At 42.9% G+C, this 26,286-nt stretch carries 22 protein-coding genes, 1 riboswitch and 1 other annotated feature; of the genes, 9 read left to right on the top strand and 13 right to left on the bottom strand.

Going from position 1 to position 26,286, the window contains the following annotated elements; genetic code table 11:
- Nucleotides 1-5: 5 nt before the first annotated feature.
- Nucleotides 6-1,772 carry a DNA helicase RecQ gene (gene recQ / locus IGK63_RS06390; RefSeq protein ID WP_016613286.1) on the bottom strand — a complete coding sequence of 589 codons (1,767 nt, stop codon included), beginning with the start codon at nucleotides 1,770-1,772 and terminating at the stop codon, nucleotides 6-8.
- Nucleotides 1,773-1,890: 118 nt separating this feature from the next.
- On the opposite strand from recQ, the gene IGK63_RS06385 reads away from it, so the two are divergent.
- Nucleotides 1,891-3,006, top strand: a complete 1,116-nt coding sequence (locus IGK63_RS06385) for an NAD(P)/FAD-dependent oxidoreductase (RefSeq protein ID WP_016613285.1) — start codon at nucleotides 1,891-1,893, stop codon at nucleotides 3,004-3,006.
- Between the two features lie 93 nt (nucleotides 3,007-3,099).
- Here IGK63_RS06385 and IGK63_RS06380 read toward each other — a convergent pair whose 3' ends face one another.
- Both IGK63_RS06380 and IGK63_RS06375 read right to left on the bottom strand, forming a co-directional pair.
- Nucleotides 3,100-4,110 (bottom strand): plasmid pRiA4b ORF-3 family protein, encoded by a 1,011-nt coding sequence (locus IGK63_RS06380; protein ID WP_008381564.1) that lies wholly within the window; start codon nucleotides 4,108-4,110, stop codon nucleotides 3,100-3,102.
- Between the two features lie 65 nt (nucleotides 4,111-4,175).
- The gene (locus tag IGK63_RS06375; RefSeq protein WP_008381566.1) at nucleotides 4,176-5,720 is read right to left on the bottom strand and encodes a zinc ABC transporter substrate-binding protein AdcA; all 1,545 of its coding nucleotides are present in this window, start codon (nucleotides 5,718-5,720) and stop codon (nucleotides 4,176-4,178) included.
- Nucleotides 5,721-6,044: 324 nt separating this feature from the next.
- Nucleotides 6,045-6,144, top strand: a riboswitch (TPP riboswitch).
- A gap of 94 nt (nucleotides 6,145-6,238) precedes the next feature.
- Here IGK63_RS06375 and IGK63_RS06370 point away from each other — a divergent pair.
- From IGK63_RS06370 to IGK63_RS06355, 4 genes are read left to right on the top strand one after another with little or no spacing between them, the layout of a single operon-like run.
- Nucleotides 6,239-6,862: a YkoF family thiamine/hydroxymethylpyrimidine-binding protein gene (locus IGK63_RS06370; RefSeq protein WP_005236559.1), complete on the top strand. Its 624-nt coding sequence runs from the start codon at nucleotides 6,239-6,241 to the stop codon at nucleotides 6,860-6,862.
- The gene (locus IGK63_RS06365; RefSeq protein WP_005236560.1) at nucleotides 6,855-7,457 is read left to right on the top strand and encodes an ECF transporter S component; all 603 of its coding nucleotides are present in this window, start codon (nucleotides 6,855-6,857) and stop codon (nucleotides 7,455-7,457) included. Before IGK63_RS06370 ends, IGK63_RS06365 begins: the two co-directional genes overlap by 8 nt.
- On the top strand, nucleotides 7,454-8,866 hold the full coding sequence (locus tag IGK63_RS06360; protein WP_008381568.1) for an ABC transporter ATP-binding protein: 1,413 nt from the start codon (nucleotides 7,454-7,456) through the stop codon (nucleotides 8,864-8,866). Before IGK63_RS06365 ends, IGK63_RS06360 begins: the two co-directional genes overlap by 4 nt.
- Nucleotides 8,793-9,473: an energy-coupling factor transporter transmembrane component T gene (locus IGK63_RS06355; RefSeq protein WP_051154600.1), complete on the top strand. Its 681-nt coding sequence runs from the start codon at nucleotides 8,793-8,795 to the stop codon at nucleotides 9,471-9,473. The genes IGK63_RS06360 and IGK63_RS06355 overlap by 74 nt, the downstream gene beginning before the upstream one ends.
- 62 nt (nucleotides 9,474-9,535) lie before the next feature.
- Here IGK63_RS06355 and IGK63_RS06350 read toward each other — a convergent pair whose 3' ends face one another.
- Complete coding sequence (locus tag IGK63_RS06350; protein WP_016613282.1) at nucleotides 9,536-10,054, bottom strand: signal peptidase I; 519 nt, start codon at nucleotides 10,052-10,054, stop codon at nucleotides 9,536-9,538.
- A gap of 178 nt (nucleotides 10,055-10,232) precedes the next feature.
- On the opposite strand from IGK63_RS06350, the gene IGK63_RS06345 reads away from it, so the two are divergent.
- Together IGK63_RS06345 and proS are read left to right on the top strand one after the other, a co-directional pair.
- Nucleotides 10,233-12,074 carry a hypothetical protein gene (locus tag IGK63_RS06345; RefSeq protein ID WP_008381574.1) on the top strand — a complete coding sequence of 614 codons (1,842 nt, stop codon included), beginning with the start codon at nucleotides 10,233-10,235 and terminating at the stop codon, nucleotides 12,072-12,074.
- A gap of 96 nt (nucleotides 12,075-12,170) precedes the next feature.
- Nucleotides 12,171-12,375 (top strand) — a binding site (T-box leader).
- 41 nt (nucleotides 12,376-12,416) lie between these two features.
- Nucleotides 12,417-13,850, top strand: a complete 1,434-nt coding sequence (proS, locus tag IGK63_RS06340; RefSeq protein WP_016613280.1) for a proline--tRNA ligase — start codon at nucleotides 12,417-12,419, stop codon at nucleotides 13,848-13,850.
- Nucleotides 13,851-13,897: 47 nt separating this feature from the next.
- Here proS and IGK63_RS06335 read toward each other — a convergent pair whose 3' ends face one another.
- The 6 genes from IGK63_RS06335 to IGK63_RS06310 all read right to left on the bottom strand — a co-directional run bounded on the left by IGK63_RS06335 (nucleotide 13,898) and on the right by IGK63_RS06310 (nucleotide 20,689).
- Nucleotides 13,898-14,902, bottom strand: a complete 1,005-nt coding sequence (locus IGK63_RS06335; protein WP_005236575.1) for a lipoate--protein ligase — start codon at nucleotides 14,900-14,902, stop codon at nucleotides 13,898-13,900.
- Between the two features lie 18 nt (nucleotides 14,903-14,920).
- Nucleotides 14,921-15,661: an MBL fold metallo-hydrolase gene (locus IGK63_RS06330; RefSeq protein ID WP_016613279.1), complete on the bottom strand. Its 741-nt coding sequence runs from the start codon at nucleotides 15,659-15,661 to the stop codon at nucleotides 14,921-14,923.
- Nucleotides 15,662-15,868: 207 nt separating this feature from the next.
- A complete protein-coding gene (locus IGK63_RS06325; protein WP_228100676.1) occupies nucleotides 15,869-16,654 on the bottom strand; it encodes a DUF975 family protein in 786 nt (261 codons plus the stop codon).
- Between the two features lie 9 nt (nucleotides 16,655-16,663).
- A complete protein-coding gene (locus tag IGK63_RS06320; RefSeq protein ID WP_008381585.1) occupies nucleotides 16,664-17,746 on the bottom strand; it encodes a M42 family metallopeptidase in 1,083 nt (360 codons plus the stop codon).
- A 134-nt stretch (nucleotides 17,747-17,880) separates the two neighbouring features.
- Entirely contained in the window at nucleotides 17,881-19,935 is a 2,055-nt protein-coding gene (locus IGK63_RS06315; RefSeq protein ID WP_016613277.1) for an FtsX-like permease family protein, read from the bottom strand.
- A complete protein-coding gene (locus IGK63_RS06310; protein ID WP_005236606.1) occupies nucleotides 19,925-20,689 on the bottom strand; it encodes an ABC transporter ATP-binding protein in 765 nt (254 codons plus the stop codon). Before IGK63_RS06310 ends, IGK63_RS06315 begins: the two co-directional genes overlap by 11 nt.
- A 286-nt stretch (nucleotides 20,690-20,975) precedes the next feature.
- Here IGK63_RS06310 and nrdD point away from each other — a divergent pair, with 286 nt between their 5' ends.
- Entirely contained in the window at nucleotides 20,976-23,171 is a 2,196-nt protein-coding gene (gene nrdD / locus IGK63_RS06305; RefSeq protein ID WP_005236607.1) for an anaerobic ribonucleoside-triphosphate reductase, read from the top strand.
- 80 nt (nucleotides 23,172-23,251) lie between these two features.
- The gene (gene nrdG / locus IGK63_RS06300; RefSeq protein WP_016613275.1) at nucleotides 23,252-23,848 is read left to right on the top strand and encodes an anaerobic ribonucleoside-triphosphate reductase activating protein; all 597 of its coding nucleotides are present in this window, start codon (nucleotides 23,252-23,254) and stop codon (nucleotides 23,846-23,848) included.
- A gap of 136 nt (nucleotides 23,849-23,984) precedes the next feature.
- Here the strand turns inward: nrdG and IGK63_RS06295 are convergent, their stop codons facing one another.
- The 3 genes from IGK63_RS06295 to IGK63_RS06285 form a co-directional block, all read right to left on the bottom strand.
- Complete coding sequence (locus tag IGK63_RS06295; protein ID WP_016613274.1) at nucleotides 23,985-24,641, bottom strand: DNA alkylation repair protein; 657 nt, start codon at nucleotides 24,639-24,641, stop codon at nucleotides 23,985-23,987.
- A 20-nt stretch (nucleotides 24,642-24,661) separates the two neighbouring features.
- The gene (gene dinB, locus IGK63_RS06290) at nucleotides 24,662-25,786 is read right to left on the bottom strand and encodes a DNA polymerase IV (protein WP_005236610.1); all 1,125 of its coding nucleotides are present in this window, start codon (nucleotides 25,784-25,786) and stop codon (nucleotides 24,662-24,664) included.
- A 150-nt stretch (nucleotides 25,787-25,936) separates the two neighbouring features.
- Nucleotides 25,937-26,278, bottom strand: a complete 342-nt coding sequence (locus IGK63_RS06285; protein ID WP_005229830.1) for a P-II family nitrogen regulator — start codon at nucleotides 26,276-26,278, stop codon at nucleotides 25,937-25,939.
- Between the last annotated feature and the right edge of the window lie 8 nt (nucleotides 26,279-26,286).

The following is a 26,286-nucleotide window of genomic DNA, read 5'->3' as shown; positions in this document are numbered from 1 at the left end:
CTATTTTAGTCACTTTCCGTCTTTTCGTATTCAGAAAGCAATGCTAAAAAGGCATCGCCATACTTATCCAATTTGTTTTGGCCAACCCCTTTGATCTGTAAAAAATCGATCGGCGTTTTTGGCTGAACTTCCGCCAATTCTCGCAGTGTTTTATCAGAAAAAACGACATACGGCGGCAAATTTTGTTCTTGTGCGAGATTCAATCGTAAGGTGCGCAGTTGATCGAACAGTTCATCATCAACCACTAACTGTTTGACTTTGGTTTGTTTTCTATAAACTTTTGCTTTTCCAAGCAACACATCAATCCCCACATTGGTCACACTTAACAAAGGGTATTGCCCTTCAGACGGCAAAAGATACCCTGATGCTGTTAAATAATCGATCAGCTGATTGACTTCCTTTTGGGACCAATCTTTCATTAATCCATAAGTTGGTAACTTTTCAAAGCCCCACTGTTTGACTTTTTGGTCGCCAGAGCCCGTTAGCACTTTCCCCACCAAGGCTTTCCCAAAGCGTTCGCCCATTCGTTTCACACATGACAACACTTTTTGTGTATCCACTGTGATATCCACTTGTTCTCTTTCATCAAGGCAATTGCTGCAACGACCGCAATCGGGTCCATCTTCTCCAAAATAACGCAAAATATAGCGCTGTAAGCACAGTTGGGTATGTCCGTATTGGCTCATCTCCCGCAATTTCAAGTATTCGTTTTGGCGATAAAGAATATCTGATTCGGATTGATCGATAAAGAATTGCTGAATCTGCATGTCTTGTGGAGCATAAAGTAAGATCGCATCACTGGGTTCGCCGTCTCGTCCGGCACGCCCGGCTTCCTGATAATAAGACTCCAAATTTCCAGGTATCTGGGCATGGATCACGAAACGGACATTGCTTTTGTTGATTCCCATCCCGAATGCATTGGTCGCTACCATCACTTGCAGGCGGTCATAAAGAAATTCTTCTTGGAAAAATGAGCGCTCTTCTTCTGAAAGTCCGCCATGGTAATACCCGACGGACACGCGTTCATGTTTCAACAGGTGATAGATCCGTTCCACTTCCTTGCGGGTACTGGCGTAAATGATACCTGATTGTCCTTGGTTCATTTTCAAATACGTTGTGATGTAGGTATCTTTTTGATCCTTGACGACTTGAAAAGCCAAATTTTCCCGAGCAAACCCGGTTTTGACTTGATTTTCTGCCGGAATTGAAAGTAAGTTTTCGATGTCTTCGGCAACTTTGGGTGTAGCTGTCGCGGTAAGGGCAACGATCGTTGGCTTCTGCTCCCAGTTTTCGATCGTTTCGGCGAGTCGCAGATAGCTCGGGCGAAAATCATGTCCCCATTGGGAAATACAGTGGGCTTCATCAACGGCCAATAAAGCGATCGGCATCTGCCGCAATGAGTAGCGGAAAGATTCTGAGTCTAAGCGTTCTGGCGAAACATACAGCAGTTTGATTCGCCCTTGGCGTGCTTCTTGCAAGCGTTGATTGATCTGTGCTCCTGTCAAGGAAGAATTGATATACGCTGCTGGGATCCCCATATCAACGAGGCTATCTACTTGGTCTTTCATTAATGAAATCAAAGGGGAGATGACCAAGGTCACTCCATCCAGCAAGAGCGCTGGCAATTGATAACAAATGGATTTCCCTCCACCTGTGGGCATGATTCCCAAAACATTTTGTTGTGTTAAAATAGATTGAATAATCGTCTCTTGACCTTCACGAAACTGTGAATAGCCAAAATGTTCTTTTAAGACTGTTTGAATAGTTTGCATAATACCCTCTTTTCCATCTCCTTATTATACGCAATTAAGTACGCAAAGAAAACGGCATTAAGAGAACTTTCGCTTTTTATTCGCTTTTCAATGAAATCAAACAAAGGAGTCTTCTACTATGAAAAAAGTTATGATTATCGGCGGTGGGATCATCGGTTTGACCCTCGCCAATTATCTTGATAAAACCAAATTTGACGTGACTGTCATTGATTCCCTCATCGGTCAAGCAACATCTGCCAGCGCTGGCATCATTTCCCCTTGGTTATCCAAACGCCGCAATAAAAAATGGTACCAGTTAGCACAAGACGGAGCCGCTTTCTTCCCGAAATTGGTACGGGATTTTGCTTTAGATGAATCCATCTATGCCCCATGTGGCACTTTGGTAGTGCGACCAGAAAAGGCGCTTCAAGAACTGGCAGAATTAGCTGAAAATCGACGTAAGGCGGCACCAGGAATCGGCGAAATCGACTTACTGACGGGCTCACAAACCAAAGAGGTATTGCCATTACTAAAAGAAATGCCCTCTTTACGAATCACAGGCGGTGGCCGCTTAGATGGTCAGGCTTATCTTGCCCACTTAAAAGCAAACGCTCAGCAGCAGCAAGTGACTTTTATTGAAGAAAAAGCTGAGATCGTCAGAACCGACAACCATTGGCAAATCAAAACCAAGGATCACTTTCTTGAAACCGAGATTCTTTGCCTGACAGCTGGACCGGGATTACTAGACTTGTTATCACCTTTAGGGTATCAGGTTGATATCCGTCCGCAAAAAGGCCAGTTGCTCTCTTTTGCCACCAACCTGCCGACAAACAGTTGGCCGGTCGCCATGCTAGAAGGCGAAGGCGACTTGATTCCCTTCTCTAATGGTCAAATTTTATTAGGCGCTACTCATGAAAATGATGCTGGTTGGGATTTGACACCTACTGAAGCAGCTCAACAGCAATTGATGACAGGAATCGGTGCTTTTCTTGAAGACCCCGAAGCACTCTTTGCTGCCCCAATGACTATGCGAGTCGGCACACGCGCTTACACCTCTGATTTTGCGCCTTTCTTTGGGGAAGTGCCTGATGAAACGAATTTGTTCGCCGCCAGCGGGCTAGGTTCTTCCGGTTTAACGACGGGACCTTACATCGGTTATCTTCTAGCAAATCGGATCAATGAGGTACATGCGCAACCAACAGACTTCTCGTGCTACACCAAACCGATGACAGAGTATATCAAGAAGCGCCTTTGATAGGAAACCACTAAAAAACCACCAGAACCGTTACGGTCTGGTGGTTTTGCTGTTTGATTCTTGTAAAATTACGGACAATTTCCTAACTACTAGTTAAACATATTCTCCTGTTTCCCAATAATCGAGTAAAACTTCATTGATGATCTCACGATCCAGTGGTTCACGGATATCATCATCAAAGGCATCTTCGATCGGGACATCGCCCACAGCTTTGATACAAACCGGGACGACCGGATTCGGATGATCCTCTGCTGTCAACACTTTTTCAATCTTGATCTTATGTGTCCAATCTGCCCCCATATCATAAATATAGGTCATGGACTTACAATACTGAAAATCTTGGTCAATAGCGGACGCATCCGTTGGAACGGAATTGCCTAAGCCGATCGATTTCGAGCCGGCAATAAACAAATACAAATGTTGATTCATCCACTCAAAGGCAATCTGGATCAAAATATGTAGCTGTTCATAGGTCAGCCCTGCAGGAATAATCAAACGACGCCAAATTGGCGGACGGTATCCTTCTAAATCAATACGGACCTGATAGGCGACCGGCGTATCTGCTGCGTCATCAAAGGCCGTATGTTTTGTTGGAAATGGGACGATTTTTGGCGAGATTGCAGCAATCCGTGGGTCATCAACGGGCAATAGATCATGTTCTTCGGGATCGGTGTCTTTAATCATTGCTAACATCGCTTCTTTCTTTTCAGCTGACCAAAACTGTGGTTTGGACATCCGAGCGAAAAAGATAGGTTGTTTTTCAGCCAATACAAAGGCAATTTCTAGGTATTGCGATTTGGTAATATGCTTTTCTTTATACATGCAGTAATAAAAGTCTTCAATGGCTGTTTTGGCAAACGGAAGAAAATTTAGACTGTACGGTACTTCTTGAGGCAGCATTTCAGTATATACCCATTCAACAAAGACTTTGTCTTTTAGTTTGGTCATGCCGCCATCTGTTTCCGCGCAAAAGATCAAGTAAAAAACAGGATCTAAGTAATGCTCAAGATCGTCGTCACTAACCACACTGGGTCCGCCATACAAATCAACGTGATCCATCATCCGGTCAATCACTTTCGCTAATTTCTTCAATGTTTTTTCCAAAAAAATCTCGCTCCTTCCTATCAAGTTTACTTTGACGAAAAGAGCGAGGATTGTCAATCTTTTTTTTAATGGGAGAGCATTTCCTGTGCAATTTCTAATCCGCTCATCCCCGTTGGGTAATAGGTCGGCCAATGCTCCATTTCCTCTAGTAACGCTTCATGACTCTCGTTGCCAAAGTAGATATGGAAATGATGTGAAGCACCTGGTGCGATCATATGGTCGCTAAATTGGATATATTTGAACGCCGCATCTTCATCGGTGCTTTCAAATAAGAAGCGTACGCCACGATTACCAGCTGAGTAGTTCAAAACCTCTTTGCCAGTATACACATACTTGGCTTCTTTCTCTGTACCATCATCAAAAATAAATGTCATTGTATTGTCTGTGATCTTGATCTGAGCAACATCCGTTTGATACCCTGTCGTATAATACTCTTTGTATTCGTCAGCTGTCATTTTCTTGTCCATTTTTGCTTTATAATCAAACACTTGATCCAATGTTCCGTCTTGTAAAAATGGGTAAACGGATTGCCAGTCTCCTGCCCAGTCAGATAAAGGACGGTCTTGTACATCGGCATCCTCAAAGTAGCCGTTATAAACTGTTTTTTCTTTTTCGGCTTCAGCCATTTCTTTGTCATTTGCTACATCGGTGGTTTTTCTCAAGGCATCGCGGTTTTGCTCCATAATTGAAATGTAGTCTTCCCCGTTATCCATCTGCTCTTGGGTCAAGCCTTCTAATGGGTTCAAAACAGCTAATTCGACTCCTGCTTCTGACGCTAACGTCCGGGCAATGCTGTCTTTGGCATTTTCTTCAAAATAGATCGTCTGAATGCCTGTTTCTTGAACGAACTCTTTTAGTTCTGCGATCCGTGAAGCGGAAGGCTCTTCACTTGGTGAAAGACCGGAGATCGGAACTTGGGTCAATCCGTATTCTAAAGCTAAATAACCAAAAGCGGCGTGCTGCGTTACAAAATGATTTTGCGCCGGATTGCTAAATGCTTCTTCATACGATTCATGAAGATCTTGTAATTGTGCTAAATAATTTGCCGCATTTTCAGCAAAGGCTGTCGCTTTCGCTGGATAAGCCTCACTCAGCTGGTCACGGATCGCCTCTACTTGTTTCATGGCTAAGCTTGGGGCTAACCAGACATGGGGATCTAATTCATGAGAATGACCATCATCGCCGTGGTCATGATCGTGATCGTGGTCGTGGTCATCGTCACCGGGTAACAGGACCATTCCTTCTGTGGCTTTAACCACTGTCACATCCCCGTCATTTAACGTGGCTTCAATCGAAGGAACCCACATTTCCATGTTCTCGTTGTTGTAAACGAAAACATCCGCATCTTGGATCTTTGCCATATCCTTTGCAGAAGGTTCATAATCGTGGGAATCAGTGCCTGCGGGCATCAATAATTCAACCTCCCCTTCATCCCCTACAACTTGACGAGCAAAATCATACATCGGATAAAACGTAGCCATGACCTGGATTTGTTCATTATCAGAAGCAGCGTTGCCTGATTGTTCAGTTGCATCAGAGCCTCCTTGTCCACAGGCCGCCAAAGCTAGGGCTACTGTTGATAACATCGTTATTTTAAAAAACTTCTTCATTTTCAAAATACACTCCTTTTTATTTTTCCATATTTCCTTTTCCTCGGCAAAACACTGATAAATCAATTACGATTTACAAAAAACAAAACGTAACGTTTACGTTTTACCATCGGTTTTCTACTTTACACAACTATTTACTCCTTGTCAACAGCTTTTCAAGATGTTTTTTTATATGTAAAAACTTTCATATGTACCACTGCTGATATCATTATTAACTTACTGAATGGATCGGTTGATTCGGCAACAATCGGCAAATGACGAAAATCGCTATCTATTGTCCTTTGTCGCCTCCTGTGCTACACTCGAGGGGTAATTGAATACAAGATTATCCACTAGGGGCGCTTTATGCTGAGATAGACGTATGTCTGGTCCCTTAGAACCTGATTTGGTTAGTACCAACGTAGGGAAGTGGCAGCGCATGATTTTTCGCGTTCCCATTTTTTCTGTCTACGTGTGGATAGAAAAAGGAGGAACGCTTTTTTTGTAGACAGAAAAACCATCGAGAGGAGAAGAGAAAAATGACAAATGAACCAATCGCCTGTGCGGCAGATGGGATCGATATCACGGGGTGCCGAGTTAGCTTGTACCCAATGAAAGACCATTTCGCGCAACAAATTTTAACAAGTATCGAAAAAACGAATACGAGCGCTGTTTGGCAGCAGACCGATCTGTTCAGTACCCTTTTTCGAGGGGAAGCGCCTAGTGTCATAGACGCAGCAGAGGCGCTATTTATCAACGCCTACGAATCAAAGACACACCTCGTGGGTGAGTTTACTTTTTCCAAAGGCTGTCCCGGAGACACTGCGGGTGACACATTCTTGAATGGCGAACAGGCGCAACCCAATAAAGGAAAGAACCTTGCGAATGGTGACTTTTTGGTTGATTGCAAATATTCGTTTTACGTATTTGGCGAAAATCATTATATGGAAGAAATCGCCACGATCGTCCAACTGGCAGAGACTCATGGCTTGAGCCCTCGTTCCGCTCACTATGTGACGATGCTGACCGGATCAGCAAGCCAACTCTTTGCTTATTTTGAAGCCGCATTAGCTTATGCCCATGACCATCTCCCCCACTATGTTCTGGAAGCGACTGTTTCGGTCAATAGCCCTTCAAAAAAGGAGGCGATGCCACATGACTAAGTGGGCTTTGAAAGATGTCATCATGGTAGGAATTGCTTCGTTGATTTTTGGCGTGATCTATCTTGGGGCTGTCCATTTCGGATTGTTGTTAGGTACGCTTCTAACGCCCTTTGGTTTATCTGTCTTAGCCAATGAGTTTATCTTTGGTGTTTGGTTCATGGCGGCAGCTTTTGCCGGATATGTGCTACGTAAGCCGGGAGCAGCTACGATCACTGAAATGATTGCGGCTCTTTTAGAAGTGTTTATGGGAAATTTTTATGGACCTATCATTTTTATTAGCGGTTTTGTACAGGGGATCGGAACAGAAGCCGGCTTTGCATTAGGCCGCTACCGACGCTACGGGTGGTTCCCTTTAGTTACTGGAGCCGTGGGCGCCACGATCACGAGTTTTCTTTGGGGAATCATTCGGTCAAATTTCATTAACCTACAATGGCAGTTGCTGTTGGCGATCTTTCTTATTCGCTTGCTTTCTTCGTTATTCTTTTCAGCCTTTTTAGTGAAGATCGTCTGTGACCACTTGACACGGATGGGGGTCCTCAACAGTTACCCCATTGCTGAAGATCAAACGGTCATCGTCAAACGGAAAACCGCATGAGCCTGTCGGTAAAAAACGGCAGTTTTTTGGTGGATCAAAAGCGACTTGAATTGACTCTGTCTTTGGCCCCTGGTGAAACAAAAGGGATTTATGGTGCTTCAGGAACAGGAAAAAGCACCCTTTTCCATCTCTTAGCGGGACTAAATGAGAAGGGGTTTGATGGAGGGACGTATACGATTGACGGCCAAACGATGAACCAGCTTTCCATCCGGGAAAGAAGCACGTCCGTCAGCTTATTGTTTCAAAATCCTGATATGCAATTTTGCATGGCAACACCTCGAGAAGAGTTGCTTTTCTGTTTAGAGAATCAATGTATTCCCCAAAAAGACATGCCAAACAAAGTGGCTGAAGCTTTGGCATTTTGCGAGATTACCCACCTTGCTGATCAACCTTTCACGACCTTGTCTGGTGGTGAAAAACAGCTAGCCGCATTGGCTTGTTGTCTGATATTAAAAAGTCGTTACTTGCTTTTGGACGAACCCTTTGCCAATTTGGATTCGGACACAAGTCAAAAAGTCATACGAAAACTGCAGCAAATCCAACACAAAAATGCTCTTGGTATTTTATTGATCGATCATCAAATCAAAGAGACCGCTAACTGGGTCGATGAGTGGCTGCTGATTGAAGAGGAATTCAGAACGATCAATCAAGCAGCGCTCCGCCAACTTGATCAGCACCTACGCAAGTCGCTGCCGCTTGTGAACATTAAATCGACTTCTAACGAAAAACGGCTTTCATTTCAAAATTTCCGATTACCCATCCGAAACCATGAAATTGTTTTCCCAGATCTTGCCTTTGATAAGGGCTCACTGATTGGAATCACTGGACGTAGCGGCAGCGGCAAGTCTTCGTTTTTAAAAGCTATTTTACAGCAGCAGGCCTATAAGGGGGATATTCTTTTGGCAGGTAAACCAATCAAGAAGTATCCGTCACCTTTTCGCTCCATCAGTTGGATCATGCAAAATCCGCAAGACCAATTTTTGGCAGCTACCGTTGCGCAAGAGCTTAGCCAAGGAAGCGCCCCGACCGAGAGCGACAAACTACTCGAAAAATTGCGTCTGCAAAACAAGAGTGCCCAGTCGCCTTTTCTACTGAGTCAAGGACAGCAACGGCGCTTGGCTGTTGCCTCCTTACTGCAGCGCCCGGTCGACCTACTGCTAGTAGACGAGCCGACATATGGTCAAGATGTCACACAAGCTTGGCAGATCATGGAGCTATTAGCTGCTAAAGCAACCACTGGCACGTTAGTTTTGATCGTTAGTCACGATGTCTTATTGTTGCAACAGTTTTGCTCGCAAATCATTGATTTCAATTGCTATCAAAAGGAGGTCGCAGATGCGTACACTCAATCCCACAGTCAAGTTATTCGCCATTTTAGGACTCGCCTTAGTGGTTTCTTTTCAAAATAATTTCAGATTGAATTTATTGCTCTCTGTCCTATTCTTCGTTATTACTGTAAAAGAGCGCTCCTTGAAAAAAAGTCTTTTGCTCTTTTCTGCATTAACACTGGCAGCTGTAGGGGTCTTTTTCACTGGTCTCCTTTACTATCAAGACCATCAAGGCGCTCCCTCCTCAACGGCAGCTATTCACTATGGGCTTGACATGGCGAGCCGAATCTACTGCTTCGGTATTCTGGGAAGTTCTTTCAGTGTGACGACCACGATCAATGAATTGATTTATTCGCTGCAGCAACAGCTGCACCTGCCTGCCGTTTTTGCGTACGGTCTGCTCGCTGCGTTTCAAATTGCTCCGATCATTCCAGCAGAGTATCAAAACATCCGCAATAGCATGCGTTCCAGAGGAATCTCAGTCAATTCGTTTTCTTTCAAAATGTTGATTCCTTTACTCGTCAAATCCATTCGCTGGTCCGAACTTTTGGCGACGGCAATGCTTTCAAGAGGTTTCGACGGTGAAGGAAAGCGAACTTATGCCAAGACATTTCGAATCACTTTTAGGGATACGCTGTTTTTATCCTTATGTTTGATGGTGGGACTTGGCGGAACACTCATCCTATAAAGGGGAAAGAGACAAAAAGACAAAGAAACGTAAGGGTTTCTTTGTCTTTTTTCATTGATTTATTAAGAAGTGATCGTCTTTTTTACTGAACCAGATTTGATTTGGTAAAACGTAACAAACATCGTCGTTGCTAATATATACAAGGCGAAAAGAAGATACATGTTTTTAAACAGCTGGATCGTCGTTTGGTTCAACCAGGCCCCTACTTTGGGAATATAAAATATCGGCTGGCCAATCAATTGACTTTTTTGAATTTCGTTTGGTTCCATCTGATTTTGATTGTCGCCAATGGTGTAGAGCACCGATTGATTTTCCCCAACCGCAACGATTCGCCGCGTCCGCATCTGTCTACCTTGATCAACATAATACGTTACTTCGTTGCCAACCACTAAATTATCTTCAGAAGCTTTTTTTACAAAAAGGAGTGTCCCTTCAGAATATGTCGGTTCCATTGCATCACTAGCAACAATAGCCATTGTGAAACCAAACGCATGTGGGATCACCACAATTAGTACAGACAGCAGCATGAACATCAGTACAAAAAGTGAGAGCATGATACTTTGTTTTGGAAAAAGCTTCATTTTCTATTCTCCTTCTAAACCTCAGTTTCTTTTATGATTCTATAACATAACTCTATTTTTTTCAAATATTTAAAAACGTTTCATTGAATTTTTATACGAAGATTACTCGATTATTATTTGACTTTATTTAATTATTTATATTATGCTAAAGGCGATTAAAAAACAGAGGAGAAAAAGTATGCCTTTTTTAAATAACAAGTTTTTTTTAAAGCGTTGGATTCCCTTCATCCTTCTGGTCCTATTTTTACTGGGAAGTATTGTCTTTTTTCTCGTTCTTTTTTTATTCCCAACTTCTGATATCCATGCAGTGGAGAAAAAGGAAGACTGGATTTTCTATGCTGAGGACAATCCCGAATCTACTTTTATTAGCCGTTATGTGAAACATTTACCTAGTGTAAAAGCCAATGATCGTTTTGTGATGAAGCGAAAAATGACCAACGATTATAAATACCCTACAATGTTACTAATTGGCGATCATCAACACATGACTGTCTATCTCGATGATCAAGAAATTTACACCAACGATGAGCCCAATGATCCACTGACTCTCAATCATCCAGGCAAAACATTGTCTTTTATCACCTTGCCTGAGGATTATGTTGGTAAAACCTTGAAAATATACGTGACTAGTCCTTTTGACACCTATTCTGGCTTCCCAGCAGAAGTCTTTTTTGGCCCTGCAAATGCACTGATCGGCTATGTCTTCAGTCTGTCAATTTTAAATATTTACATTCTTTTATTTACTGGTTTTATTTGTATCATCAATTTATTTTATGTCTTAGTTTCTTTTATCAATCAACGAAGGCTGAAAATATCTTCTCTCTTATTCAGCGGCTTTGCCTTAACAGCAGGCTTGGAAGCGGGCTTCAGCGATATGCTTGGTGGACTACTGTTTCCCCCGATCGTCAACTCCGTAATGTTAAATATTCTTTCTATTATTACACCAATGTTCTTGATCGGCTTTTACTGCACGAATATGCATTTTATTCGCAAGTACTACCAGAAATGGTTATACTTCCACTATTCATTCGGTCTGTTAGCGATACTTTTCGCACTTTTCCAAGCACAAAGTTTGCCCGTCATCATGAATTATATGTTCTTGTTGAATATTACCAGTACCTTCATTACTTCTTTTGCAGCAATCTATGAAGCATTGAAAAAAAATCCTTTTTATGTCATTTGTGCGCCTTGGATCGTGATTGCGGCTATTGGTCATTGTTTCTTGTATATTCAGGATATTTTAGTTTTGCCACAATCTGATATTAATTGGCGTTCGATCATCTTTTTCTTATTAATTATCATTTTTACTTGTTATGGATTCCTCGAACTTTTTTTTGCCAGCGAGGGCAAAAACAAACAGATCGATACAGCAGACATCAAAGTGCGTTTATATGAGAACCAACAAGCAATCAGCCCTGAACAAACGTTAAAATGGCAGCAAGTTTTACGGACCATCAAACAAAGAACCCATACGGTCAAGGATATGTTAGAAGATCAGCAGTTGGCAGCGGCCTATGAAGGCCTTAGTGAGATTGAAGAACAGATCAAGCAGCAGTTAACGAGTCCTTCCGTTGAAAAAGAATCACTCACGACGATGCTGCTTGCTAATTATAAACACACAGCTGCTCAAAAAAGGATCACCTTTGCCTGTGATGGCATCATAGAACCACTGGAACAATTGGCGGAAAATGATCGTCTATCCTTGATCGCTCATTGCCTAGAGTACGCCATCCGATACACTTGTGCGGTCACTGATCCTCAAAAGCGAAGACTCGCGTTGAGGGTGAATGACACGAACGGCCAGTTGCATATCGACTGCCAAATGCCGCTTCTCTCAAATGAAGAAGCAGAAAAACTACAGAACAATGAAACCAAACGACAGGCGATGCAGGCTGACATGCAAATGCTAGAACAACTTTGTTTAGCCTACCAAGGAAGTATCCGGATTGAAGAAACTGACGGGCTTCACCTCTTGCATTTGACACTTAGGGCGAAAATAGATCCGCTGTCTTTCGACTGACCGTCTTGCTACATTAGTTTTAAAGGAGCGATTTTAAGAAAAAGCGAAAAAACTCTTGCTTTTTTCGCTTTTTCGCTTTAGCATGATAAAGAACAGCAACAAGCATTGGAATAGTAGTTTTATGATGGTCTTAGAGAGTCGATGGCAGCTGAAAAATCGACACCCACTGATAAAATGAACCTACCCAATGGCAATGACCGCAAAACGGTCGGTGGAAAGGCCTTATCCTTTACGAGTTGGATTATCCCGATAGATAATCAACAAAGGTGGTACCGCGAAATCCAAGCATTTCGTCCTTTTTTAGGACGAGATGCTTTTTTATTTTTTTAAGGAGGAAAAAGAATGACACAAAAAAATGATTTTACAGAATGGTATATCCAAACGATCCAAAAAGCCGAATTGATGGCTTACTCCCCAGTGAAAGGTTCCATTATTTTCCGTCCTGACGGCTTCGAACTTTGGGAGCATATCCAAGAAGAGTTCAATCGATTCTTGAAAAAAGAGGGCATTCGTAATGCGTACTTCCCAATGCTGATTCCGCAAAATTTCTTTATGAAAGAAGCCGATCATATTGAAGGTTTTGCGCCTGAATTGCCATGGGTCACAGAAGTCGGCAATGAAAAATTGGAAGAACCTTTGGCCTTGCGTCCAACCTCAGAAACCATGATTGGCTCTGCCTTTTCTGATTGGATCAACTCCTACCGTGACCTGCCTTATGAAATTAATCAATGGGCAAACGTCTTTCGTTGGGAAAAGAAAACATTGCCTTTCTTGCGTACCTCAGAGTTTTTATGGCAAGAAGGCCATACCGCTCATGAAAGCGAAGAAGATGCACGTCAACGCACCATGAAAATCTTGGATGAATATGCCCGCCTTTGCGAAGAATTCCTAGCGATCCCTGTTTATCGCGGACAAAAAACCCCTTCTGAGCGTTTTGCTGGAGCAGTTGATACTTATTCGATCGAAGCGATGATGAAAGACGGCAAAGCAGTCCAAGCAGGAACCAGCCACTACATGGGGACAAAATTTGCTGAAGCATTTGATATTACGTATTTAACGAAAGAAAACAAGCATGTCCATGCCCACACAACCTCTTGGGGTGTCTCTACCCGCTTGTTGGGGGCCTTGATCATGACCCATGGCGATGAAAATGGGTTAGTTTTCCCACCAACCATTGCACCAACCCAAGTTGTGTTGTTACCAGTCGGTCCATGGAAAAAGAATCCAGCCATCTTAGAAAAATTAGAAGAACTGTATGCCAACTTTAAAGCCAAGGGCATTCGTGTTCGATTGGATGATTCTGATAACTCACCTGGCTATAAGTTCAATGAATGGGAACTAAAAGGCGCTTGCTTGCGAATCGAATGTGGCCCAAGAGATTTAGAAGCTGGCAAAGTGATGGTCAAAGTCCGCGACTTGGCTGACAAGCAAACAGTCGCCCTTGAGCACTTGGAAGCCTTCGTTGATCAAGAACTGCAAGCAATGACCCCACGCTTATTGGCAGCTGCGAAGGAACGTAACAAAGATAATGAGTACACCAACATCGATACATTGGATGAACTAAAAGCCCATATCGAAACGTGCAAACAAGAAGACAAAGTGACTGGATTTGTTTTGATCGGTTGGGACGGCTCGGAAGAAACGGAAGCGAAAATCAAAGAAGAAACCGGCTTTACTACCCGAAACATTCCGTTTGAAGCACCAATGGAAAAAACAGTCGATATCGTCAGTGGCAAACCTGCCAAGCATACCGTTTGGATCGCCCGCGCATACTAATAGAAAAAACGAAGCAGCCAGATTGAAAAGGCTGCTTCGTTTTTTGATTAATAAATCAATGAAAGAAAATCTTCAGGCGTGATGTTGCCAAAATATTTTTTGACATCAATGTTGGCGATGACTTGTGCCAAATCTTCCTTGGCATAACGAGTTCCGATCAGGGCTTGTTCGACATCTGCAATGTCCCCTAGTCCGAAAAAGTCGCCAAAGATTTTGGCATCCGTGATTTTTCCTTCTGCCACATTCAAACGAACTTCGATGGAGCCGATTGGGAAGCGATGACGGCGTTCAATATCAAAAGCTGGAGATTTACCGTAATTCCAATCCCAGTTGCGATAATACTTATCGGAAATCTCATTGATCTTGACCCAATCCTCTTCAGTCAGTTCATAGGTTTTGACTTCTTCCACGGAATCGACACCAAAAATCTTCAATAAGATTTCTTGACGGAACTCTTCAGTCGTCATGTCTTGCTTCTCTTTTGGCAAGAATGGTTTGATGTTGGTCACTCTTGAGCGGATCGATTTGATGCCTTTTGATTCGATTTTGTCTTTGCGGACTTTCAAGGCGTTGACCACTTCATTGATGTCACTGTCAAACATGATCGTCCCATGAGCAAACATCCGGCCATTCGTTGCGTACATCGCATTCCCAGAAAACTTCATGTCATTGATCACAAGGTCGTTGCGCCCTTTTAGTTGCGCCCCTTCAACCCCCATCTCATGCAAGGCTTGGACGATTGGTTTGGTCAGTTTTTCAAAATCTCTGAAAGAATTGCCATCGTCAGGCATAATAAAGCTGAAATTCAAGTTTCCGAAATCATGATAGACTGCACCGCCGCCGCTGAAACGACGAACGACATGAATCCCATGTTCATCCACATATTCCTTATTGATCTCTTCGATCGTATTTTGATTGCGTCCAATGATAATCGATGGTTCATTAATGTAAAAAAGTAAGATGGGTTCATCTACTTTCATTTCTTGAAGAAGAAAAATCTCGATGGCTAAATTGATGCGTGGGTCGTTCAGTTCATTCGGTACAAAAAGCATACTATTTGTTCCTCCTAATTAGATGATTTCTATTATTTTTTGAACAGCCGCCAACTCAACAGGGATTCCATTGGCAGCTAGTGCAGCCTCTTCTCGTAACTGTTCTAAGTCACCATGTTGCGGCAAATGCGTCAACATTAATTTTTTCACCTGCGCTGCATGGGCGATCTCCCCTGCTTCTTTTGAAGTAAAATGAGCCTTGTGCCGCTCATTTCCTGCAAAAAGATAGGTATCTGCCAAGAATAAGTCAGCCCCTTCAGCAAACGGAACGAAAGATTCTAAATAGCCAGAGTCTCCAGTAAAAACAAAGACCTTGCCCGTACTTTTCTCAACAAATCGCATGGCATAGCAAGTGACTGGATGGATCGTTTTCATAAAGGTAATGTTGAACGGGCCCAATTCCAACGACTCAGACTGAAGGTAATCAAATCCTTGGGTCACTCCCGGCATCGTCAGACTTTCAAAATGAACCCTGTCCTCCCCATGACCGTAGATCGGCAAAACCTGCCGTTCTTCGTTTTCGGGATATAATTGCCAATAGTATTGTAATACCCCCAGATCCGCAATATGATCGTGATGGTAATGTGTCAAAATCACTGCATCTAAGTCTAAGGGATCAAGGATCTTTTCTAATTGGACCAAGGTGGTACTTCCCGCATCAAGCAGCAAATGAAAGCCATCTGACTCTACTAAATAGCCAGTAGTCCCTTCACCATTATACGGATAGGCACCTAAACAGCCTAAGACAGTTATTTTCACATGTGTTTCCTCCTCTTTGGCTCCAGCTGATTTTCTACTTCTTTTATGCTATCACATCTCAGCTGATTTGACTAAAATCCGACCATTTTTTTTGCGAAAAAGTATCAAGAAAATGAGAAAAAAACGACGTCTATTGATGAATCCCTTGAATGAGTGTTCAACTCTATCCTTAAGGAACCATTCCAATGGTACGTCGTCTTTTTTTGCTTATCTGATCAGCGCTCGTTGTTCATTGATCAATTCTTCATAGAATGCTGCGTTGACCGCATACGCATAGGCGTTTGCCCACAACATCCCGATCAAAAGCGCCAAGAAACCCAGAATAAACCAACCAATCAGTGATAACTGCAGCCAAATGTATTGCCCCAGATGCGGCCGTAAGAGAGCAAAGGCTACTTTGATAGACTGAAGAACCCCTAATTCCGGTTGATCATAGCGCAGATAGATTGCTAATTGGATCACACCAGTAACGACTTGTGACAAAAAGAAGAACAAAATGATGGAGAGAAAGGTCCCAATCACAAAAGCGACCGAACCATTAAACATAGCCACATCAACAGAGATTCCCCGATTAAAATTTAATACCAAGTCCAAATACTGATTGAGTCCTGATAAGACAAACTGCGGCAAGAAAATCGCAAAACTCAAAAGATAATTTAAAAGCGCGCTCACTAAATTTAATAGCAAAAACGGTACATACAGACGCTTATCAAAGACTAGAAAAATATCCGCCACCTGGATTCCTCTGCCACGAACCAGATAGAGTGCCATGATACTCAATGCTACCGAAAACGCAAAGAAGACAAAATTATCCAAGATCAGATCGATCCAGCTCCCTGCATTGTTTGCACCAAAAGAAGTCCCAATACTACTAAAAAGCGAGCTGACCACCGCTTGAACGGCAACCGTTGCTAAAATACTTAAGACGAACGTTCCCCAGAATCCTCGCAAGGAGTTTTTAGCCGTCTCACGAATCATTGTGTTTGATCTCATAGGCTCACCTTAATAACTGCGCAATGCTTTAACGGTTTTATCATCTAAGCGGCGGACCACTTCCGTTACAAGCTTGACTGTATTAAAGTAATCATCCTCATGAATGACGGAAGTATGCGAGTGCAAGTAACGAACGGGCACTGTAATAGCGATCGAAGGAACCCCATCACGAGTCAAATGCATTTGTCCGGCATCAGTTCCTCCACCAGTGATTACGGTATATTGGAAGGGAATCTCCATCTCTTCGGCGACATCGATCACAAAATTCAATAATTTCTTGTGAGGAATCATGGAAGCATCGAAAATCAAGACTTGTGGGCCTTTGCCTAACACAGAATCCGCTTCTTTTGGTGTCATTCCAGGTGTGTCCCCAGCGGTACCAGTATCTAGTGCGATAGCGATATCAGGATTCACTAAGTGAGTGCTTGTTCGCGCACCTCGTAGTCCAACTTCTTCCATCACGTCACTGCCGGCAAACAAGCAGTTTGGATGTCCTTCTGCTGCCAAGGTTTCTAATACCCGCAGTGATACCGCCGTACCGATTCGATTGTCCCAGGCTTTTGCTAGCAAAAATTTGCTGTCGTTCATCCGTTTGTATTGGATATAGGGAGTGATCATGTCTCCAGGACGGATGCCCCAACCTTTGGCTTCTTCTTCGCTTGACGCGCCAATATCGATGAACATATCTTTGATATCGTAAGGTTTGTTTCGAGTCTCTGGACTCAACACATGGGGTGGTTTTGAGCCGACGACACCGTGGATCACTTTGCCTTCATTGGTTTTGATCTCCACTTGCTGTGCCAGCATCACTTGCCCCCACCAGCCCCCAAGGGTTTGAAATTCAATAAAGCCTTTTTCTGTGATTTTTGTTACCATAAAGCCGACTTCATCCATATGTCCCGAAATAAAAATTTTCGGACCGCCGCCATCACCAACATGTTTGGCAATGACACTTCCTAAACCATCAAAAAAGATATCTTCAGCAAAGTCTTTGGCATATTCTTTAAAGACTTCACGCACTTCCTCCTCATTCCCAGGAACCCCACGTGCAGTCGTTAGGTCTATTAAAAGCTGTTCTTCTTTTTTCTCCATTTCGCTTCCTCCTTTGTCTCGTTGATTATGATTATACCATTCTCTTAATCTGGTACCAGAGGGAAATACAAAAAGATTGGTTAAATGAAAAAAACGCTCCTAGTTTCCTAGAATCGTTTTATCGTATAAATAGATCAAGTTTCAATAATCCGCAGACACAGCTTGACGGTAATCAAATAGGCAAACAGATAGACGACTGCTGCCACTGCTGCAAACAAATGAGCAACCCAATACCCGGGACTATCGATGATCTGTGTGAAAGTATTGATGGCAAATACCGCATGCAAAATCGCCAATAAGGTGCCAGGCATAAAAATCCAAATGTTTTGCCAGTACACCAACTTGCGCACTTCATTACGGGTGTAGCCTAATTTTGTCAATAGTCGGTAATTGTACTTTTCCCGCTCAGTGTTAGAAAATTGCCGAACGATCAAACTACTAGACGTGGTGATCAAAACGATCACCCCAACAAATAGCGATACGAACAAAATGATTCCTGCTTGTCGTCGCACCCCGCGCATTGTTGTAAAGCGATTGGCTAACGTTAGCCGATATGCGGTCGTCTGACCACTATCACTACTTGAATCCCGAGCGGTCTCTGGATAAAAGCGTACGTTTTTTTGGTCGTCGCTAAATTCATAGGTCAATGGATGCGCCCACTCGATTGGCAGCTCTTCATCCAACAACTGTGTCAGCGCGTCTGTTTGCACCTTTTCGGTCTGTAAATAAGCAATGGTATAGGTGAATCCTTTGATTTGTTGGTACGCCTCATCTTGAATGACAAGGACATTGGGTAAAGAATAGCGTAAAGCACTATCACCAAAATAATCTTGTTCGGCTTGAATGAGTTTAAAATTATGCTGACTGCCGACTTCGACTTCATCGCGATATGTGATAAATGAACGAGTTACGTCGTATTGACTGTCAAAAAGTACAGCTTGCTTATCAGTACTCAGTCGAATCTCAGGAGCACCCGGAACCAGTTTTCGCAGACGCTGATAATCCGAAAGTGCCACCAGATTCACCATCATATTTTCGACACTTTCATCTTGCAATTCTCCTAGGTAGCGTGTCTGCACCGTCATATTGGTCATTTTGTAGGGAATTGCTTGTTCCGCTGTAATTGGCACATCCGACTTTTCTAAAAGGGTACGCAAGGCCCCTGCCTGCTCTCCTGACACCTGAAAGGAAGTTGGATAGATACGGTTCGTTGCTTGGTAATTCAAAGAGATGACCCCCATTGTTCCCCCGATCAATGAAATCGCGATTGCAGTGATGATCGTCAAAAGGGCGTAGCTTTTCCACGTCCTTTGCAAGTAAGCACGCACGTTATTGTAAGCAATCAACTTCGCCCCTTTGATAAGGCGTTTTTTTGGTTTACTCAAAAAATACAATAGTGCTGGCAAGGAACAATCAAAAAAGAGATAGGTTGCCGTTATACAGCAAAATAGAATCAGTAAAGGGATCCATAGAATCGCTGAAAAATCTTGCGTATACGTGATATAGTTGGTCCATGTTTCCCGTAGGGTCAATGACAGATAATACCCTACCCCAAGTAAAATCAGACCTAGGACCCCCATCAATGTACGAAACGGAGTCATTTTCATTTTTTTGATCGGTAAGCGGTATTCGGTCTTGATCAATTCACTCATTGGGGTACGCCAAACAAAAAGGATCACTTGAATACTCAATATAATCATTGCGGCAATAAAGACAAAGACCGTCGAAAAAATCGATTGCGGTGAATTAAAGAAATGACTGGTCAAATTTAGGCCCATCGCCCGAATCAAAATCATTGAGAAGAATTTTGAAAAAATAATTCCCATAAAGATACCGGTCACTAGAGAGAAAAAATTTAGTAAAAACGTTTCCCGTAGCAACAGCCAAGCAAGACGACCTTGTCGCAACCCCAAAAGCTGGTAAACACTGATTTCTTTTTGTCGCTGACTAAGAAAAAAATGATTGGCACTCAGCATAAAAAACAAGACAACAAATGCGACCACACTGCTGCCAAATCCTAATACCCCTTCAATCCGGATGTCTTGCTGGACCCGTTGATTCAAGAGGCGATCGTTCATCAAGGCATTAAATGAATAGAAAATCATCACAGCGGTCATCATACAAATAAAATACACCATATAATTGCGAAACTGCCGCAAAAAACTCCGCCAGCCGATTTTAAACAACATGGCGCGGACCGCCTCCAATCGTAGCCTGCATATCGATGATTTTTTCGAAAAATTCCTGACGGCTGCCTTTTTTGACAACTTCCGCAAAGAAGACACCATCGCGAATGAACAGAATCCGATTGCAGTAGCTGGCGGTAAAAGGATCGTGGGTGACCATCAAGATCGTCGTTTTTTCTTGTTGATTGATCTGCGCTAAATACCGTAACAATTCTGTTGCCGCTTTTGAATCAAGGGCTCCCGTGGGTTCATCAGCAAAAAGGACCGCCGGACGACTGATGATCGCCCGAGCAGCAGCGACCCTTTGTTTTTGCCCTACAGACAATTCTTCTGGGTAGCGATCCAACAAGTGTTCGATCCCTAACAAATTGGCCGTCTCCTCGATACGTACTTGGGTTTCCTTCACGGGCAAGCGATCAATCGCTAAAGGCAGCAAAATATTGTCTCTGGCTGTCAATGTCTCTAAAAGATTAAAATCTTGAAAGATGAAGCCAATCTGCTGACGGCGAAAATCGCTGAGGGCTTTTTCCGACATTCGGGTAATGTCTTTGCCATCGATATAGATCGAGCCTAAGCTAGGTCGCATGATTGAAGACAAAAGATTCATCAAGGTCGTTTTCCCAGCACCGCTTGGCCCCATGACCCCAACAAATTCTCCTTGATCCACTGCAAAAGAAAGGTTATCTAATACTTTGGTTTGATTGAAACGGGTGCCGTAACTTTTTGTCAGATGCTTCACATCGATCATATTTTTCACACAGAACCCTCCTTTAAAAAAATTCTCTCCTTATGGTAGCATACTTTATCATTGAATACTTCTGCTTCAAAACAGAGAAAAAATAAATTTAAAAAAGTTTTTATTCATTATGTGAAACATGGAACAACCAAATCCTTAATCTTATCAAGTTTTCTCAGAAACACCTAAATGAATATACACCATATATTGTGTATATCCAAAACACAAACCCTTTTCGACTACTATATATAGTTGCTCATTTCTACAATTTGTTTTATTATATTGTGGAAGATAAGGAGTGGTAGAAATGATGAACATTAAGAGAAATCCTGAGCAAGGGTTGGAAAGACAGTCCGCTTTGCGTCAGTTAAAAATCGTAAAACGTGATGGACGGCTTGTCGATTTTGATGATCAAAAAATTTATGATGCGTTAGTGAAAGCCCTGAGAAAAATCAACGGTGAGCTTTCTCCCATCGACCACGAAAAAATCACCGAGATCGTTGACAGTGTCGATCACGAGATCGCGGAACGTTTTCGTACAAATGTAAAAATCTATGAGATCCAAAATATCGTCGAGCATATCTTGTTAGCAAAGAACGAGTATGCCTTGGCTGAAGAATATATCAACTACCGGACCCATCGTGATTTCGAACGCAGCAAAGCAACAGACATCAACTTTACGATCAATAAATTGATGAATAAAGATCAATCGGTCGTCAATGAAAATGCCAATAAGGATAGTAACGTGTTCAACACACAACGTGATTTGACCGCTGGGATCGTAGGAAAATCGATTGGTTTGAAAATGCTGCCTCCTCACGTGGCAAATGCCCACCAAAAAGGCGACATTCATTACCATGACTTGGATTATCATCCATATACCCCAATGACTAACTGCTGCCTAATCGATTTTAAAGGCATGCTAAATAATGGATTTAAAATTGGGAACGCCGAAGTGGAATCGCCAAAATCGATCCAAACGGCCACCGCTCAAATCTCACAAATCATTGCAAATGTAGCATCGAGTCAATATGGTGGCTGTTCTGCTGATCGAACAGATGAATTATTGGCTCCTTTTGCTGAGTTGAATTACCAAAAACATTTAAAAGATGCCGAAGAATGGATTGAGACACCCGAACGTCGGGAAGCTTACGCGAAGAGCAAAACCCGCAAAGATATCTACGATGCAATGCAAAGTCTAGAATACGAAATCAATACGTTATTCACCTCTAACGGACAAACGCCGTTTACTTCCCTTGGCTTTGGTTTAGGAACCAACTGGTTCGAACGGGAAATTCAACGAGCGATTCTCCAAATTCGCATCAACGGGTTAGGCAGTGAAAAGCGTACTGCTATTTTCCCGAAATTGATTTTTAGTATTCGCCGTGGGGTCAACTTGGCCCCTACCGATCCGAACTATGATATTAAAGAACTGGCTTTAGAATGTGCCACTAAACGGATGTACCCGGATATTTTGAATTATGATAAATTGGTTGAATTGACTGGGAGCTTTAAAGTGCCGATGGGCTGTCGTTCTTTCTTGCAAGGCTGGAAAAACGAACGTGGTGAAGAAATCAATGTCGGTCGGATGAATCTAGGTGTCGTGACATTGAATATTCCACGGATCGCCTTAGAAGCAAATGGCGATCAAGAAAAATTCTGGTCACTGCTGGAGGACCGTCTGCAAATCGTTAAAGATGCCCTTGTCTATCGAGTGGAACGCTGTAAAGAAGCGAGTCCCGCCAATGCGCCGATCCTTTATATGTATGGGGCTTTCGGTGAACGTTTGGATCGCAAAGACAATGTCAACGAATTATTCAAAAACAAACGTGCCACTGTTTCGCTTGGTTACATTGGTTTATACGAAGCTGCTTCGGCTTTTTACGGTGGAACTTGGGAACAAGACCCAGAAGCAAAGGCCTTTACGATGGCGATCGTGAAAGAATTGAAAGCTCATGCCGATGCCTGGGGCGATGAATACGGTTATCATTTCAGTGTGTACTCGACCCCTAGTGAAAGCTTGACCGATCGTTTCTGTCGCTTAGATACCGAAAAATTCGGTGAAGTTGAAAATATTACCGACAAAGAATATTATACCAATAGCTTCCACTATGATGTGCGAAAAAATCCGACACCATTTGAGAAACTTGATTTTGAAAAGGACTATCCAAAATACTGTTCTGGTGGCTTTATTCATTACTGTGAATATCCAGTCTTGCAGCAAAATCCAAAAGCGTTAGAAGCGGTTTGGGATTACGCATATGATCGGGTCGCTTATCTTGGAACAAATACCCCTATCGATCACTGTTACGAGTGCGGATATGAAGGAGACTTTAATCCAACCGAACGAGGCTTTGAATGTCCACAATGTGGCAATCACGATCCAAAAAGTTGTGATGTTGTCAAAAGAACCTGCGGGTATCTTGGAAATCCTCAAGCTCGCCCGATGGTCAACGGTCGTCACAAAGAAATCTCTGCTCGGGTCAAACATTTGCAAGAATAATCATAAAAGGAGTGTTAGATTTCTTCTACACTCCTTTTATCGAACAACCCCTGTAATTCACAATAGAAAGAAGTTTTCTTATGAGAAATCCTAAGCCCCAAGAATGGAAAACAAACGAGTACAGTCAAAATTATATCGCTGATTACAAAGCCTTCAACTTTGTGGACGGTGAAGGCATCCGAAATAGTTTATATGTGAGCGGCTGCCTGTTTGCTTGTGAAGGCTGTTTCAACAAAGCCGTCCAAAACTTTCGCTACGGCACACCTTTTACCCAAGAGCTAGAGGATCGAATCATTGAGGATCTGCGACATGACTATGTTCAAGGACTGACCCTCCTAGGCGGCGAACCTTTCTTGAACACGACGGTCTGTCTGAAAGTTGTTGATCGCGTTCGCGCCGAATTTGGTCATAGCAAGGACATTTGGAGCTGGTCAGGCTACACTTACGAAGAACTGCTCTTGGAGACCCCTGACAAACTAGAACTTTTATCCAAAATTGATATTTTGGTGGACGGCCGTTTTGAACTCAGCAAGCGAAACCTAAACTTGCAGTTTCGTGGTAGCAGCAATCAACGAATCATTGATCTTGCTGCATCTCGAGAACAAGGAAAAGCGGTTATCTGGGCAAAGTGCAAAGATGCTGAAGCAAGTTACGAACAAATCAAAAAACAAATTTAACGACTCAAAACACCGTGCATCTTGAGATGACCCCAAAAGTTAGACCAAAAAATCGAACTTTTGGGGTCACCACATCTTCCTTCAAAGATGATGCACGGTGTTTTTTTTGTTATATAAAAATCAGTGACCAAGCTTTTTAAAGGTACTTACTTGCTTCACGAACCGTCAAAGGCGCCAGACTTTTTTGATGGCGTAGAAGAAAATCTTGAACCCACAGAGGATTCGTCTTGGCATAGTCTCGCAAGCTCCAGCCAATGGCTTTGTTGATAAAGAATTCAGAACTCCCCAAATTGTTGACAAGGATCTCTTCAAGTAATGGTCGATCCATCTGTTCTTTTTGCAACAATTGGTGAAGAATCGCCACTCGCCGTAGCCAAAGATTATCCTCAAGACTCCAACGAAGCATCTCAGCCTTTAACGCTGGCAGTCGGCGAACAAGCTTTCTGACGACCTCACTTAGTGCGTCCACGCTATCCCACCAAGATTTCATTATGACTAACTGTTCAATTTTTGCTAGATCAACGGCTGATAAAAAGGGCTCCAGCGCCACTAAATAATCAATCGCAAGGTACTGGTGTTCCCGATAGCTGCTTTGCCAACATTGATCGATAAATTCCCAATCGATTCGTTTCATTTGTTTTGCTACTTTAAAGGCTGCTTTTTCCTGCTGACGGCGCAACGGCGTAGGGATGCCTAAAAACTCAAACTGATGCCGCATATAGGCGGCCATTTTTTCCCTTCGTTCTTCATCAGCCAAAGCAATCATCGTTTCATATACTTGATAGATCGTCATATTGGTCCTCCTTTTTAGGTCTACTGATCGTCAGATGTTTGCCATAAAGGCAGTACGATATTTTCATAGGTCAGAGGATCGAGATTTGTGACGGTGATTCCCAAAAGACGAATGCCTTTTTCAAGACCTAAAATCTCTTCCCAAATGAGACTGGCTTCTGAAAATAACTGTTCTTTTTTATGAACGTAAATCGGCAAAGTCACTCGTTTAGTGATCGTAGAGTAATCACTGTAACGGACTTTCAACACGACTGTTTTGCCATGTTTCTGTGTGCGCTTTAGTGATCTCTCAACTTCTTCTGCGATGGCGCGTAATTGACTTAAGACTTGTTCTTCACTCGTTAATGGATTGCCGTATGTATGCTCCTTACCGACTGATTTTCGTTCTCTGGTCACACTGACTGGTGAATCATGGATTCCTCTAACTTTGCGATACAAAGAATACCCCATTTTGCCAAATTCGCGGATCAACGCCATCTCACTCCAAGCGTATAGATCTGCTCCTGTAAAAATGCCTAACTCATGCATCCTGGGGACAGTTTTCTTCCCGATCCCATGAAATTTATCGATGGGTAGTTGTTGTAAAAAGGCCACTGCCTCATCCGGCATCACCACTGTTAACCCTCGTGGTTTATGATAATCCGAGGACAATTTTGCCAAAAACTTGTTGTAACTGACGCCTGCCGAACAAGTCAAATGGGTCTCATGCCAGATGTCTCGCTGAATCAGACGAGCGATCTTAATTGCTGAAGGACAGTTGATTTTGTTCACTGTGACGTCCAGATACGCTTCATCAATTGAAACTGGTTCGATGATGTCGGTGTATCGGTGAAAAATTTCTCTGACTTGCTGGGACACTTCACGATACTTTTGATGATTCCCCGGTTTAAAAATCGCTTGCGGACAAAGCTCGTAGGCTTTTTGTGCGCTCATTGCCGAATGGATGCCATATTGTCGCGCCAGATAATTCGCTGTCGTGACCACTCCTCGGCCGCCGGTATCACTTGGGTGACGGGCAATGACAAGGGGATGCTTGGCCAGCTCAGGATCATCCCGTTCTTCCACCGAAGCAAAAAAAGCATCCATATCAATATGAATAATTTTGCGGCTCGTATCATTTTTTAAGGGAAATTGCAGTTCCGACATCGTTGCTCACCTCGCTTCTTATTATAAACGAACAGAAGTTCCCTATCAAGCAAGGAATCAAGACAAAGACGCAAAAAGGACCAATTTTCATTGGCCCTTCCCTATACGTTCGCTACTTTTGCTGCACGGTTCATGACCCAAGAAGTTCTGCTATAAGGCAGCTTCTCCTCGTTCATTGGTGCGAATCCGAATCGCTTCTTCCAAAGGGTAGACGAATATTTTGCCATCACCGACTTCATCTGTCCGACAGATCGATACAATCAGCTCAATCACGGCATCGACTTTTTCATCTGCCAAAACAAAGCGGACATTTACTTTCGGTAAAAGAGTCGTGATCACTTCTTGGCCACGAATAAACTCTTTTAACCCTTTTTGATTGCCACACCCGAGAACTTGACTGACCGTCATCCCACTGATCAGATCCGATTGATCCAAAGCGGCTTTTAGCTCCTCCAATTTTTCTTGGCGAATAATCGCTTCAACTTTTTTCATGACTGCTC

It is taken from the genome of Enterococcus sp. AZ040, assembly GCF_050499185.1.
Lineage (GTDB): Bacteria > Bacillota > Bacilli > Lactobacillales > Enterococcaceae > Enterococcus_D > Enterococcus_D entomosocium.
This window is presented reverse-complemented; position numbering and strand designations above follow the sequence as displayed.

Bases quoted from the DNA above. Each gene is read 5' to 3' on its own strand.
- recQ (WP_016613286.1), bottom strand. From the start codon at position 1,772: ATGCAAACTATTCAAACAGTCTTAAAAGAACATTTTGGCTATTCACAG.
- IGK63_RS06385 (WP_016613285.1), top strand. From the start codon at position 1,891: ATGAAAAAAGTTATGATTATCGGCGGTGGGATCATCGGTTTGACCCTC.
- IGK63_RS06375 (WP_008381566.1), bottom strand. From the start codon at position 5,720: ATGAAGAAGTTTTTTAAAATAACGATGTTATCAACAGTAGCCCTAGCT.
- IGK63_RS06370 (WP_005236559.1), top strand. From the start codon at position 6,239: ATGACAAATGAACCAATCGCCTGTGCGGCAGATGGGATCGATATCACG.
- IGK63_RS06365 (WP_005236560.1), top strand. From the start codon at position 6,855: ATGACTAAGTGGGCTTTGAAAGATGTCATCATGGTAGGAATTGCTTCG.
- IGK63_RS06360 (WP_008381568.1), top strand. From the start codon at position 7,454: ATGAGCCTGTCGGTAAAAAACGGCAGTTTTTTGGTGGATCAAAAGCGA.
- IGK63_RS06355 (WP_051154600.1), top strand. From the start codon at position 8,793: ATGCGTACACTCAATCCCACAGTCAAGTTATTCGCCATTTTAGGACTC.
- IGK63_RS06350 (WP_016613282.1), bottom strand. From the start codon at position 10,054: ATGAAGCTTTTTCCAAAACAAAGTATCATGCTCTCACTTTTTGTACTG.
- IGK63_RS06345 (WP_008381574.1), top strand. From the start codon at position 10,233: ATGCCTTTTTTAAATAACAAGTTTTTTTTAAAGCGTTGGATTCCCTTC.
- proS (WP_016613280.1), top strand. From the start codon at position 12,417: ATGACACAAAAAAATGATTTTACAGAATGGTATATCCAAACGATCCAA.
- IGK63_RS06335 (WP_005236575.1), bottom strand. From the start codon at position 14,902: ATGCTTTTTGTACCGAATGAACTGAACGACCCACGCATCAATTTAGCC.
- IGK63_RS06325 (WP_228100676.1), bottom strand. From the start codon at position 16,654: ATGAGATCAAACACAATGATTCGTGAGACGGCTAAAAACTCCTTGCGA.
- IGK63_RS06320 (WP_008381585.1), bottom strand. From the start codon at position 17,746: ATGGAGAAAAAAGAAGAACAGCTTTTAATAGACCTAACGACTGCACGT.
- IGK63_RS06315 (WP_016613277.1), bottom strand. From the start codon at position 19,935: ATGTTGTTTAAAATCGGCTGGCGGAGTTTTTTGCGGCAGTTTCGCAAT.
- nrdD (WP_005236607.1), top strand. From the start codon at position 20,976: ATGATGAACATTAAGAGAAATCCTGAGCAAGGGTTGGAAAGACAGTCC.
- nrdG (WP_016613275.1), top strand. From the start codon at position 23,252: ATGAGAAATCCTAAGCCCCAAGAATGGAAAACAAACGAGTACAGTCAA.
- IGK63_RS06295 (WP_016613274.1), bottom strand. From the start codon at position 24,641: ATGACGATCTATCAAGTATATGAAACGATGATTGCTTTGGCTGATGAA.
- dinB (WP_005236610.1), bottom strand. From the start codon at position 25,786: ATGTCGGAACTGCAATTTCCCTTAAAAAATGATACGAGCCGCAAAATT.
- IGK63_RS06285 (WP_005229830.1), bottom strand. From the start codon at position 26,278: ATGAAAAAAGTTGAAGCGATTATTCGCCAAGAAAAATTGGAGGAGCTA.